The organism is Winogradskyella sp. (assembly GCF_028282165.1).
Taxonomy (GTDB): Bacteria; Bacteroidota; Bacteroidia; order Flavobacteriales; family Flavobacteriaceae; genus Winogradskyella.
In genome coordinates this window covers 54,572-68,108 of record NZ_JANQIM010000012.1, presented here as the reverse complement: position 1 = coordinate 68,108, position 13,537 = coordinate 54,572, and the positions used below count along the sequence as shown (strand labels likewise).

Below are 13,537 nucleotides of genomic sequence, written 5' to 3'. Positions count from 1 at the left end.
ATTATATATTCAAAATATAATCTACAATGCGCTCACTCGCCTTACCATCACCATATGGATTGTGTAATTTGCTCATCGTATCATAATTGCTTTTGCTATTTAAAAGCCTATTTGTCTCTTTTATAATCTTACTTTTATCAGTACCCACTAAAAGTACCGTTCCAACTTGTAGGGCTTCTGGTCTTTCGGTAGTATCTCTCATCACTAGCACGGGTTTACCCAGACTAGGAGCTTCTTCCTGAACCCCTCCACTATCGGTTAGAATTAAATAAGACTTATTCATTAACCAAACAAACGCAGGATAGGATAATGGTTTTATAAGGTGTATATTTTCAACACTCCCTAATAAATTATAAACTGGTTCTTGAACTCTTGGGTTTAGATGTACCGGATAAATAATTTGAATATCTTTGTTTGTTTGCGCAATTTCCTTAAGGGCAGAGCATATATTTATAAAACCTTGTCCATGATTTTCCCTTCTATGTCCTGTTACTAAAACTAAACGCTTGCCAACATTAATTGTTTTTTTTAACAATTCAATCTCTTGGTCCAGAAACTTATCAGAATTTACAATATCTATACTATACTTCAATGCATCAATTACAGTATTTCCGGTAACTAAAACATTTGATTCTTTGATATTTTCATTTAACAGATTATCTCTCGATGTCTTAGTTGGAGCAAAATGGTAATCCGACACACAACTAGCAATATTTCTATTTACTTCTTCTGGAAATGGCGAACGTTTATTAAAGGTTCTAAGTCCGGCTTCGACATGACACACTTTCGCACCAGAATAAAATCCAGCTATACTTGCCGCCATAGTTGTTGTTGTGTCTCCATGCACATAAACAAAATCTGGTTCAAAATCCTCTAGGACAGGTTTTAAATTAGTAACTATATCCGAAGTTAAAACGTAAAGGTTCTGATCTGCTCTCATTAAATCCAAATCATAATCTACTTTAATCTTAAAAAAATCAAGGACTTGATCTAACATTTCTCTATGCTGAGCAGTAATACAAACCTTGGTTTCAAACTTATTCGGATATTGAAGAAATTTTTTCACCAGAGGTGCCATTTTAATAGCTTCTGGCCTCGTTCCAAATATAATTAGATTTTTCTTTTTCATTTAAGTAAAGTCGTCTTCTAAAAGGATAGTAAAGCATTTGTATTACTAAAGTAAAACACTCTATAAATAATAAAAAATTCAATCGGTTATACAATCATTCCTGCCGCTACAGTTTCATTGGTAGTATCATCAATTAAAATTATACTACCTGTAGTCCTATTTTCCCTGTATTCGTCAATCATTAATGGCTTAGTGGTTCTTATTTTTACTTTAGAAATATCATTCATATGAAGTGTTTTATCCTCGGTATCTCTTCCTAAAGTTTCTATGTCGATCTTGTAGATAATCTCCTTTATCATTGCCTTTTGATCATTACTCGTATGCCTTATGCTATACTTAGCTCTAGGACGCGATGGATTATTGTTTAACCAACACAGCATCACTTCAATATCTTGTGTTGCTTTTGGTTTATTGTTAGATCTTACGATCATATCACCTCTGCTAATATCTATGTCATCTTCAAGTGTAATTGACACAGACATAGGTGCGAAAGCCTCCTTGAGTTCTCCAGAAAAATCATCAATAGTTTTTATCTTGCTAGTAAAACCTGATGGCATTACGGTAACTTCGTCGCCTGGTCTAAATATTCCACCTTCAACACGACCAGCATAGCCTCTATAGTCTCTATTTTTGTCATCACTTTGGGGTCTAATAACCGTTTGCACGGGAAACCTTGCGTCTACTTTATTTATGTCACTACTAATGTGCATGGTCTCTAATGTATGTAGTAATGGTGCCCCCTGATACCACTCCATGTTTTCTGATCTATTAACAACGTTGTCACCTAATAATGCACTTATAGGAATAAAACGAACATCCTTGACTAACATTTTAGATGAAAACTCTTCAAACTGATCAATAACATTATTATAAGCCTCCTCAGAAAAATCCACCAAATCCATTTTGTTAATACAAACAATGACATGTGGTATTTGAAGTAAAGAAGCTATAAAAGAATGGCGCTTTGTTTGCTCAATAACGCCGTGTCTTGCATCGACTAAGATAATTGCTGCATTAGCTGTTGAAGCACCAGTTACCATATTTCTGGTATACTGAATATGGCCAGGTGTATCTGCTATTATAAATTTACGCTTGGGCGTTGTAAAATACCTGTAGGCAACATCGATTGTAATGCCTTGCTCTCTTTCATCTCTTAAGCCATCAGTAAAAAGTGCTAAATCAACACCATCATGCCCTTTCTTTTTACTCGTATTTTCGATGGCTTGAAGTTGATCTTCAAAAATGGATTTAGAATCGTACAACAAACGACCTATTAATGTACTTTTACCGTCATCAACACTTCCAGCTGTGGTAAATCTTAATAATTGATTTTTATCTATCATTATATTTCAATTTCTTTAAAAGTATCCTTGTCTTTTTCTGTCTTCCATAGCGGATTCGGATCGCTTATCGTCACTTCTATTTCCACGTTCCGTTTGGCGCATACCTGAAACTTCGTTGGCGATTTTCTCTAATGTATCTGCGTCCGATTCTATACCTCCTGTAATTGTAATATCTCCTAAAGTTCTAAAGCGTACTTTTTTAGTAACAATCTCTTCATGGTCTTCTAAAATCAAAAACTCAGAATTAGGAATCCAGCTATTCTGTCTCCAAACTACTTCTCTTTCATGAGCAAAATATAGTGATGGAATAGCGATATTTTCGCGTTGGATATAATTCCAAACATCCATTTCTGTCCAGTTACTTATTGGAAAAGCTCTAAAGTGTTCGCCTTCAAAATGTTTCCCGTTGAAGATATTCCAAAGCTCAGGTCTTTGGTTTTTAGGATCCCATTGCCCAAAATCATCTCTATGTGAAAAGAAACGCTCTTTTGCTCTGGCTTTTTCTTCATCGCGTCTACCACCACCGATAGCACAGTCAATTTTATTGGCTTCAATAGCATCGAGTAGGGTTGTAATTTGAAGCGCATTACGCGTGGCATTTTTGCCTTTTTCTTCTGCTACTCGGCCTTGATCTATGGATTCTTGAACAGATCCAACAATAAGCTGAACACCAAGTTCTTTGATAATATCGTCTCTAAACTTGATCGTTTCAGGAAAATTATGACCAGTATCTACGTGCATTAATGGAAATGGAATTTTAGCTGGAGCAAAAGCTTTTTTCGCTAGATGTGTTACCAAAATGGAGTCCTTTCCACCAGAAAACAATATCACTGGATTATCAAACTGTGCCCATACTTCGCGTAAGACATATATGGCTTCACTTTCTAACTCGTCTAAATAATTTAAATAATATCTACTCATTGTTGAGTTTAAGTTTTGGTGTTATATAGTCAATTATTCTGGCGACAGCATCTTCAACAGATTCTGTCTCGGTTTTTATTTCTATGTGTGGGTTTTTAGGAGCTTCATAAGGCGCAGATATCCCAGTCATATTCTTAATTTCGCCAGCTCTTGCCTTTTTGTATAAACCCTTAACATCTCTTCGCTCACATTCTTCTAAGCTAGTATTAACATAAATCTCAACAAAGTTAACATCTTTAACGATAGTTCTAATGTTATCCCTATCTTTTTTATAGGGTGAAACAAATGCGGCCAAAACTACCAATCCCGCATCAATCATGAGATTAGACACCTCAGCAATACGTCTAATGTTTTCAGTTCTATCTTCGGGAGAAAATGAAAGATCATTATTTATTCCTTTTCTAATATTATCGCCATCTAATGTGTAGGTTTTTATATCCATTTTATGAAGCTGTTGTTCTACAACATTTGCTATTGTAGATTTTCCGGAGCCGGATAAACCCGTAAACCATAAAAGAAATGAATTGTGATTATTGGCAGTTATTCTGTCTTTTTTTGAAACTTGATAACTATGGGGGATAACATGCTTTGCCATATTAGGTTTTTTTACCAAGAAAAAATTGCCTCACTTTTCCTAGTGGAAGTTTTAGCCATAGTCTCTCATGTAAATAATACAGCACAAATTTCGTAAATAATTCTGTTAGGGCAATAAACATCGCTATCTCGTCAAAAGTTTCGAGGATCGTACCAGAAATGAGAAAAGTCATGGTTGTCGCTATGATTCTCCAGGATATGGTTTTATGGAGTGTCTGTTTTTTATCTACTGTTTTGTTCTGTAAGATATTTTGCCATACACGTTCGTGTAAGTAGTAGACAAGAAACTTGATAATAAATTCTAGAGCGCCTATTTTGATAGCGCTTTCTAAACTACAGTTTCCATTAAGACAAGTGACAAATAAAACTACGGCTATAGTATCTGCCGTAGCAACAATACGCCAAGAAATCCCTTTAAGAATACTCCTTATATGTGATTCTTTTCTATAAGTAGGCATATTTTTAGTTCTAAGAAACTACGAACCAAGAGTTCAATAGATTCTCTTTGTTATACGAGAGCGGTTGTTCAGTTTCTTTTGAGATAACCTCTACACCTACGGCATTGCATATGGCCTGACCTGCAGCTGTATCCCATTCCATAGTTGGGGCAAATCTTGGGTAAATATCAGCATTTCCCTCTGCTACTAAACAAAATTTTAAAGAGCTTCCCCTAGAGACTATTGAAACGTCTTTACCCTGCTTCTCAAGGTTATGTATAAAAGCTAGAGTCTCATCATTCATATGGGATCTACTTCCTACCACTTCTACTTTGTCGCTCTTACTTTTTGGGGTAAGTGGTTCAACCTTTTTTAAAACACTTTCATATGATGTATTATGCTCTAATAATTGTGCTTTAAACGCTTTCTTATTTGCTACATCACCAAAGTAAAGCACCTTATTAGCTGGCACATATATAACCCCAAGTCTAGGTTTGCCATTATCAACTAAAGCTATATTAACCGTAAATTCTCCATTTCGTTTAATAAATTCCTTAGTTCCATCAACTGGATCTACAATCCAACAGGTACTCCAAGATCTTCTTACACTGTAGTCTATTTGCTTATTTTCTTCGCTTATAATAGGGATATCTGTTGGCTTTAAAAATGTGTTTATAATCTCGTTTGCCCTTTTATCTGCGATTGTTAATGGAGATTTGTCGTCTTTAAGTTCTACGTCAAATTCCGTATTATAAACTTGCATTATGGCTTCACCTGCTCTTAATGAGGCCTCAATGGCGACCCTTAACGCTTTATTTTGTTCTATACCAGTCATACATTTCTTTTATTCCATTTTCTAAGCTCATAGTATGCTTCCATCCCAAAGCATTGAGCTTAGAAACATCTGTTAATTTTCTTAAAGTGCCATCCGGTTTGTCTAAATTATAAACTAAATCCCCTTCAAACCCTATTATTTTCTTAATTAGATTAGCCAATTCTGAGATAGAAATGTCCTGTCCGGTACCAATATTAATGTGAGTATTTCGTATTTCGCTATTATTATCGTTTACTTTACCAATAAAATCGTTATAAGTGTCTTTAAAGTCCCTATTTTCCATTATAAAAACGCAAGCATCGGCCATATCTTTTGACCACAAAAATTCACGCCTAGGCTTTCCTGAGCCCCAAATTTCTACACTGTTTTCGGTGACGCCAAACTCTAAAAGATAACTTCTGGCCTCTTCGATCGTTGCATGGTTAGTATCTTTTAAAACAGCTTCAAAAGTTTTTTCGTTCAGCAGTTTGGCTAAATGAATTTTCCTTATTAAAGCGGGCAGCACATGCGATTTTTTTAGATCAAAATTATCATTGGGGCCATATAGGTTAGTAGGCATTACCGAAATAAAATTTGTGCCGTATTGTAGATTATAACTCTCGCACATTTTTATACCTGCAATTTTGGCTATGGCATAGGGTTCATTGGTATACTCCAATATGTCGGTAAGCAAATAATCCTCTTTCATTGGTTGAGGACAATTTTTAGGGTAAATACATGTACTCCCTAAAAATAAAAGCTTTTTAACACCATTGAGATGGCTTTGATGAATCACATTATTTTGAATCATCAAATTTTGATGAATAAAATCTGCTCTGTAAACATTGTTAGCCACAATGCCTCCAACTTTAGCAGCAGCTAAAAAAACATAATCTGGCTTTTCTTTTTCGAAGAAGGCTCTGGTTGCATTTTGATCGGTGAGATCTAGTGCTTTGTGGGTTTTGGTTATGGTATTTTTGTATCCTTTTTGGTGAAGGTTTTCAAGTATGGCACTTCCAACTAAACCTCTATGACCAGCAACATATATTTTTGAGTCTTTATGCATTTTTACTCAAAGTAATTTTTAACCTTGTAGCCACTCTCCTTGAGGAATTGTTGCTTTTTCATAAGTTTAATATCACTTGTCATCATGTCTTCTACCAAAGCTGGTAAATCATATTTTGGAATCCAACCCAATTTATTCTTTGCTTTTGAAGCGTCACCTATGAGTAAATCGACTTCGGTTGGCCTAAAGTATTTCTCGTCGACTGCAATGACTTCTTTACCTACTTCTAATTGGTAGTCTTCATTTTTGCAAGACTTTATAAAGCCCTTCTCTTTTGGTCCTTTTCCAACAAATTCTAACTCGACACCTATATGTGCAAAACACATTCTCACAAAATCCCTTACCGTTGTAGTTTTGCCTGTGGCTATAACCCAATCTTCTGGTTCATCGGCTTGAAGTATCATCCACATCATCCTTATATAGTCTTTTGCGTGTCCCCAATCCCTTTGAGCATCTAAATTGCCTAGATACATTTTATCTTGCATTTCCAAAGCTATCCGAGATGTTGCCCTGGTAATCTTTCGCGTTACAAAAGTCTCTCCTCTAATTGGGGATTCATGATTAAACAAAATACCGTTACATGCAAACATACCGTAAGCCTCTCTATAATTTACAGTAATCCAATACGCGTACATTTTAGCAACAGCGTAAGGGCTTCTTGGGTAAAATGGGGTAGTTTCTGTTTGAGGAACCTCTTGTACTTTTCCATACAACTCCGATGTTGAAGCTTGGTAAATTTTCGTTGTCTTTTCTAAACCGAGCATTCTAACCGCTTCGAGAATTCTGAGTGTACCTATGCCATCTGCATTAGCTGTATATTCTGGTGTTTCAAAAGACACATGCACATGGCTCATAGCAGCTAGATTATATATCTCATCCGGTCTTACGTCTTGAATAATACGTATAAGGTTTGTGCTATCCGTTAAATCCCCGTAATGCAGGAAGAAATTTTGATTCTCTTCGTGAGGATCTTGATATAAGTGATCTATTCTGTCGGTGTTGAACAATGAAGACCTGCGCTTTATGCCATGCACTAAATACCCCTTTTTTAACAAAAATTCGCTTAGATATGCACCATCTTGTCCTGTAACACCAGTAATCAGTGCTATTTTTTTCTTCATTATTACTTTAAATTATTGTTCTTATTCCACATTCGCAAATGTAACTTTTTTTACTTTTTAATGTATTGCTTTACAATCTATAAAGCTCCAAAGTTTTACTTAAGCTATCTTCCCATTTATTGAGGTCTTTGTAAACCTTTTCGGTATTACTGATATCCAAAACACTATACTTTGGTCGTTTTGCTAAAGTTTTAAATGTCTCTACTTTTTTTATGTTTTTTTGCTTATCTGGGTTATATAATTTAGCTATCTCATGAGCAAATCCGAACCAGGTTGTGCTTCCCTTTGCCGAAAAATTATAAATCCCGTAGGGAATATCATTTTTTCTTACCAGATAAAAAATAAATGTGGCTAAATCAAAACAGCTCGTAGGTGTTCCTGTTTCTTCAGTGGTAATACTCAAAACAGTATTGTCTGCAATCTTATTTATGATTGTTTTCATAAAGTTTTTACCATAAACTGAGTATAGCCAGGATGTTCTAATGATATAATACTTTGTAAGTACCTCCCTGATAAACTGTTCGCCTTTTAATTTTGATTTGCCATATTCATTTATTGGATTTGTTATATCACTTGTTTTATATGGGCTTCTTTTAGTACCATCGAAAACATAGTCTGTGGAAATATGAATTAGCGTTATCCCTTTAGACTTACAAACCTCAGCAATATTTCTGACACCTAGGGCATTAACCAAAAAAGTACTTTCAATATCTTTTTCAGCCTCTTCTACATTGGTGTATGCCGCACAATTAATACAAAAATCAAAGCTGTTTTTATTAAAAATAGTTTCAATGGATAATTTGTTTGTTATATCTAGTTCATTTCTTGTATAAAACTTACAAACATAATTAGTCTCTACTTCTAAATATTTAAGGGTTTTTCCTAACTGACCGTTCGATCCTAAAATCGCTATTTGCTTCATAATCTTGCATTTTCTAAAGTAGGAAGTAATAAGTCTTTATCTGAAATAATGGGTTCGACACCTGAAAGTTTCCAGTCTATATTCAAATTTTTATCATTATAAATAATTCCAGCCTCAGCTTCTTTATTATATGGATTATCACATTTATAACTAAAAATCGTTTTATCCTCTAATACTAGAAAACCATGTGCAAACCCTCTTGGTATAAACAATTGTGTTTTGTTTTCACCAGATAAAAGCAATGAAACGTTTTCTCCATATGTTAAGGAATTTGGTCTAAGGTCAACCATCACATCCAATACTTTTCCCTGTATTACTCTCACCAGTTTTGCTTGGGCATAAGCACCTATTTGGTAGTGAAGCCCTCTTAAAACACCTTTAGACGACATGGACTCATTATCTTGGATAAAATCTACCTCTAACCCAGTTGCTTTTTTAAACACTTTCTTATTGTAGCTTTCAATAAAATACCCTCTTTTATCCTTAAAAACCTTAGGCTGTAGAATATAACTGCCTTTTAATTTTGTCTCTTCAACCAACATATTATTCAGGGATTAAACTTAAAAGATGTCTACCATAACCACTTTTAGTTAAAGCTTCAGCAATTTTCTTTAACTGCTTATCGCCAATATATCCCATTTTATATGCAGCTTCTTCAATAGCTCCGATTTTGAGGCCTTGTCGTTCCTCGATAACCTGTACAAATTGTGAGGCTTGCATTAAGGATTTAAAGGTTCCTGTATCTAACCATGCTGTACCTTTATCTAGCACACTAACCTTTAACCTTCCCTGCTCTAAAAATGTTTTATTAACGTCTGTAATTTCTAATTCTCCCCGTTTACTTGGCTTAATATTTTTTGCAATTTCTACAACTGAATTGTCGTAAAAATAAATACCAGGAACTGCAAAATTAGATTTAGGTTCTATTGGTTTTTCTTCAATTGATACTGCAACGCCATTTTTATCGAACTCTACTACTCCATAACGCTCGGGATCATGAACATGATATGCATAGATTATACCACCATCGGGATTATTGTTTTGCTGGAGTAAATTTGCCAAGCCTGTACCATAGAAAATATTATCGCCCAATATTAAAGCAACTTTATCCTTACCTATAAAATTCTCTCCTATTATAAATGCTTCAGCTAATCCATTTGGGGACTCTTGAACAGCATACTGAAAGTTACAACCGTACTTTTTCCCGTCACCTAACAACTTTTTAAATAAGGGTAGGTCTTGTGGTGTGGATATAATGAGTATATCTTTTATTCCCGACCACATGAGCGTAGAGATAGGGTAATAAATCATTGGCTTGTCATAAATAGGCATAAGCTGTTTACTTATAGCTAATGTAAGTGGGTGCAAGCGCGTACCTGAACCACCTGCTAAAACAATTCCTTTCATGGTTTTTCGTATTTATTTAAATACCACTTAATTGTTTTTGTAATGCCCGTTTCAAAATTTTCCTTTGCTTCCCATCCTAATTCGTTTTCTATTTTTGAAGCGTCTATGGCATATCTAAAGTCGTGACCTGGTCTATCTTTAACAAAGGATATCTGTTCAGAATATGGTTTTTTTTGAGGTCTGATTTCATCTAAAATCTCACAGATCTTATGTGCTATATATAGATTATCCCTTTCATTTTTTCCACCAATATTATAGGTCTCCCCTGTTTTTCCGTCACGAAAAGCTAAATCGATTCCTCTACAGTGGTCTTTAACATAGAGCCAGTCGCGAATATTTTTGCCATCTCCATAAATAGGTATATTTTCATTGTTTATGGCCTTTCTAATAATGGTTGGGATTAGTTTTTCGTCATGTTGCTTTGGCCCATAATTATTGCTACAGTTTGTAGTAACAACGTTCATACCGTAAGTATGATAATAACTCCTAACAATAAAATCCGACGAAGCTTTAGAGGCACTGTATGGGCTATTTGGAGCATACGGTGTTTTTTCTGAAAACAATCCTGTTTTGCCAAGTGTGCCGTAAACTTCATCAGTAGATATATGAAGAAACCTATTATTTTCACAGCCTTCTTTGAATGAAAAAGGAGACTCCATCCAGTAATTCTTAGCTGTGTTTAATAAGTTAAATGTTCCATAAACGTTAGTTTTTATAAACGTGTCTGGATGTTTTATTGAATTGTCTACATGAGATTCAGCAGCAAAATGAAAAACACCCGAAAATTTGTACTTTTCAAAGAGGTCATTTACCAATTGAACATCGCATATATCGCCTTTTACAAAATGATAAGCATCATTGGTCTTTAAGTGTTCTAAATTAGACAGGTCACCTGCATAGGTAAGGTTATCTAAATTTACAATTTTTATACCTGGATGATTTTCTAAAAAATAAAAAATAAAGTTTGAACCTATAAAACCTGCACCACCCGTTATTAGTATGGATTGGCTATTATTCATATTCTTTGATAAACTTAAATGCTTTAATAAATAAAAATACTGATACCATTATAATGAATATAATGGTAGGAAAAACAATAGAATACCTAATAAAAATATCTTTTTTTACCCTCCCAACTTCTTCAAAACCTGAAAGAATGTCGTAATATTGGCTTTCTAAAATAAGTTCTTCATCCAAAACTCTGAGAGAGTCTCTAATTCTTAATTCTTCTTTAAACAAATCATACTCCCTTGTTACAGATTTTTCTTTTACCAATGGTACCATGCTTTCCCCAGAAAAACTTAAATTACCTTCTCTTGAATCAGTCTTAAGGACATCTATATACATTTTCTGTAGGCTATCTATCCTCACCAGTTCTTCTTGGTAAGTTTTCTGCCTCATATTAATTGATTTGTCTCTAAAAACCTTTAATCTTTCCGAATATCGGTTTTTGAACGTTTTTTCAAATCCTTTTTCTAAGCTCGTAAAAATATCGCTCTTATAAGATTTAGCAGAAACAGAAAATATGCTACCAGAGAGAATGTCTCTGTTTCCAATATAAGATTCATAGGTTACATCGCCTGCAAGAGAACTATCTATCTTTTTTAAATAAGTGTCATATTCAACTAAAAGGTCATTAGGGGTTTCTGGGCCTATTTCTATTTCAAAAGAAATTAATTCCTTAGCGTCTAGACTATCGATTTCAAAAATTCTCGATAATTCTTGGGTGTTTTTTGAGCCTATTAAGGCATTAAAATAATCCACATTATTTGCCAGTTGATACTTAGAGTCAAAATAGGGTTTAACAAGCATGTCAGAAAAGTAAACTGGCTTGGAACTTTTCTCCACAATGTAACCTATAACCGCTGCAAGCATAAGAGCAGTTGCAACTATCTTAAAATTATTAACTAATGGTTTAAGTGCATATATTACAATTTCAAAAGCACCTACTAGAAGTTGCTTTGTAAAAGCAAATAGTTTTTCAAAAAGTCTACCTATAGCATTGAATAATTGCCCTAAATCTACCTCTTCATTTTCTTCTTTCCCAGATGGTTTGTCACTCATGTCTTAAGAATTAAATATTTGTTCTAGTATTTTTTTTGTAATTACGTACGTTGGTCTAACTCCAGAAGTCCCTAAGCCACCTGAAGCCAATGTACTTCCTGTTTCTAAAGGGTTGTCACTAGCGTAATAAGCATATCTCACTTTTACATCCTCGTTTATGCTTCCTCTTACTTTAGATGCAGCTTGTATTGCTTTTTGATAATGCGCGCCCTCCATTTCCAAACCAATGACATCCCATGTGGAGTTTTTAAAGAACTTTAAAATCTCCTTATTTTGTAGAGAAGTGCCTAAAACTGTTATCATTGTTCCTTCATATACATCTACGCCGCAATCTACTAAATCGTTTTTACTTAGCTCGTTTTTAAATGGATAATTATCTGCCGTGCCCTCAAAAATATGGGCAGAAGGAATCATAACATCCCCTTTACCGCCTTCAAGAATACCCGCTTTACCCATTATTGATATTGACCTTACATTTAAGTGAATCTTTTTGCCATTGGCTTTAATGGGTTTTAAAAATTCGTCTAAAGTCTCATAAGCTTGTTCACCAAAGGCATAGTCCATTACAAAGATAACGGCTTTTTGATCCTTATTTGAAGGGATGTATTCAAAATCTGTTTTAGAAAAATCTATCTTATCCGTATCAAAAATTTGTACATCGATGTTGGTTCCCGAAGTATCCTTTACATAGATCATTCCGCTTTGCAATGCAGATTTTTCGACTTTATTGCGAATAGCCTTATTCTCTGGATTACTTAATGTTTCGAAAACTTCGAAAATATCTTTTTTTGCATCATTACCTTTTAATGTTCCTTTTGTAAAAATGGAATTCATCACACTATGCATATTGGCGCTTATAATATGAATTGGTCGTTCTAATAATCCATGCTTATACATTACGGACTTAATATTATCTGCCCAAATCTCACCATGAATATGATGCCCAATCCTTTCTCTTAAAACAGGGCTAAATGTGATCGTTCTCTTAATATTATTAACAACCTCTTCAATGGCCAATTTACCCAACCAATACACAATATGTAAAAGGCGTTCGGGTTGGTTTGATGTTGCAAATTTTGGATAAGCCTCCGTGAGCTCGTTAAATGTTCTTCCTAAAATATTTGCTGTATGTGTAATTGCAATTTCGCGTTCTTTTTGTGTTAATTTTTTAGTTGAGTTAACAGCATTTTCTAACTTCTGCCAATCTCTTATCGTTGAACCTTCTTCATCGATAAGAACACGCTTACTGATCTTATGCGATTCTACAAATAAAAACGTCAGATGGGTTAAAATATCATAAATCTCAGAACGGCCTCTAGTGATTTCAATATTCATCTGCTCGTCATCAATACGATAGCAATTACGTCTACGCTTTGGTGGAATAATAGGCTTAAAATGTGAATTGGTGTAACCTTCATCACTAGTTAAGTTAATAAAAGTACACTCTTCTATGCCCTGAGGTAATCGATCAACGACATATAATAAACCTTCTAATTCCGCTTTTTCCTCGGCGATAGAGCCATATATTTCTGGACGTAGCAATAACAGTGCCTCTCGCAAAGTTTCTCCAGAAACTCCCATTGGTTTGTAAAACCCACGAATAAACAGGTGTCGCATAGTAATATACATGCGCTCTATAGCACTAGAGCTTTCTTGGGCTCTTGTTCTTTCGTGTTTTTTGTTAGTTTTACTCATACATTATTTTAACCTGCAAATATA

At 34.6% G+C, this 13,537-nt stretch carries 14 protein-coding genes; all 14 read right to left on the bottom strand.

Annotated features, from left to right (window positions below; translation table 11 throughout):
- Window position 1 precedes the first annotated feature (1 nt).
- The gene (gene wecB / locus Q0972_RS05950) at window positions 2-1,129 is read right to left on the bottom strand and encodes a non-hydrolyzing UDP-N-acetylglucosamine 2-epimerase (protein WP_299363743.1); all 1,128 of its coding nucleotides are present in this window, start codon (window positions 1,127-1,129) and stop codon (window positions 2-4) included.
- Window positions 1,130-1,215: 86 nt separating this feature from the next.
- Complete coding sequence (locus Q0972_RS05945) at window positions 1,216-2,472, bottom strand: GTP-binding protein (RefSeq protein ID WP_299363741.1); 1,257 nt, start codon at window positions 2,470-2,472, stop codon at window positions 1,216-1,218.
- A 15-nt stretch (window positions 2,473-2,487) separates the two neighbouring features.
- On the bottom strand, window positions 2,488-3,393 hold the full coding sequence (gene cysD / locus Q0972_RS05940; RefSeq protein WP_299363739.1) for a sulfate adenylyltransferase subunit CysD: 906 nt from the start codon (window positions 3,391-3,393) through the stop codon (window positions 2,488-2,490).
- Entirely contained in the window at window positions 3,386-3,988 is a 603-nt protein-coding gene (gene cysC, locus Q0972_RS05935) for an adenylyl-sulfate kinase (protein ID WP_299363737.1), read from the bottom strand. Before cysC ends, cysD begins: the two co-directional genes overlap by 8 nt.
- 1 nt (window position 3,989) lies before the next feature.
- Complete coding sequence (locus Q0972_RS05930; protein ID WP_299363736.1) at window positions 3,990-4,445, bottom strand: DUF2061 domain-containing protein; 456 nt, start codon at window positions 4,443-4,445, stop codon at window positions 3,990-3,992.
- Between the two features lie 10 nt (window positions 4,446-4,455).
- A complete protein-coding gene (cysQ, locus tag Q0972_RS05925; RefSeq protein WP_299363735.1) occupies window positions 4,456-5,259 on the bottom strand; it encodes a 3'(2'),5'-bisphosphate nucleotidase CysQ in 804 nt (267 codons plus the stop codon).
- Window positions 5,237-6,304 (bottom strand): GDP-L-fucose synthase, encoded by a 1,068-nt coding sequence (locus Q0972_RS05920; RefSeq protein WP_299363734.1) that lies wholly within the window; start codon window positions 6,302-6,304, stop codon window positions 5,237-5,239. Before Q0972_RS05920 ends, cysQ begins: the two co-directional genes overlap by 23 nt.
- 2 nt (window positions 6,305-6,306) lie before the next feature.
- Window positions 6,307-7,425 (bottom strand): GDP-mannose 4,6-dehydratase, encoded by a 1,119-nt coding sequence (gene gmd / locus Q0972_RS05915; protein ID WP_299363733.1) that lies wholly within the window; start codon window positions 7,423-7,425, stop codon window positions 6,307-6,309.
- A gap of 70 nt (window positions 7,426-7,495) precedes the next feature.
- The gene (gene rfbD / locus Q0972_RS05910) at window positions 7,496-8,347 is read right to left on the bottom strand and encodes a dTDP-4-dehydrorhamnose reductase (RefSeq protein WP_299363732.1); all 852 of its coding nucleotides are present in this window, start codon (window positions 8,345-8,347) and stop codon (window positions 7,496-7,498) included.
- Window positions 8,344-8,889 (bottom strand): dTDP-4-dehydrorhamnose 3,5-epimerase, encoded by a 546-nt coding sequence (gene rfbC / locus Q0972_RS05905; RefSeq protein WP_299363731.1) that lies wholly within the window; start codon window positions 8,887-8,889, stop codon window positions 8,344-8,346. Before rfbC ends, rfbD begins: the two co-directional genes overlap by 4 nt.
- Before the next feature lies 1 nt (window position 8,890).
- A complete protein-coding gene (gene rfbA / locus Q0972_RS05900; protein WP_299363729.1) occupies window positions 8,891-9,754 on the bottom strand; it encodes a glucose-1-phosphate thymidylyltransferase RfbA in 864 nt (287 codons plus the stop codon).
- Window positions 9,751-10,773: a dTDP-glucose 4,6-dehydratase gene (gene rfbB, locus Q0972_RS05895; RefSeq protein WP_299363727.1), complete on the bottom strand. Its 1,023-nt coding sequence runs from the start codon at window positions 10,771-10,773 to the stop codon at window positions 9,751-9,753. Before rfbB ends, rfbA begins: the two co-directional genes overlap by 4 nt.
- The gene (locus Q0972_RS05890; protein WP_299363725.1) at window positions 10,766-11,818 is read right to left on the bottom strand and encodes a hypothetical protein; all 1,053 of its coding nucleotides are present in this window, start codon (window positions 11,816-11,818) and stop codon (window positions 10,766-10,768) included. Before Q0972_RS05890 ends, rfbB begins: the two co-directional genes overlap by 8 nt.
- 3 nt (window positions 11,819-11,821) lie before the next feature.
- Entirely contained in the window at window positions 11,822-13,513 is a 1,692-nt protein-coding gene (locus Q0972_RS05885) for a hypothetical protein (protein ID WP_299363722.1), read from the bottom strand.
- Window positions 13,514-13,537 lie beyond the last annotated feature (24 nt).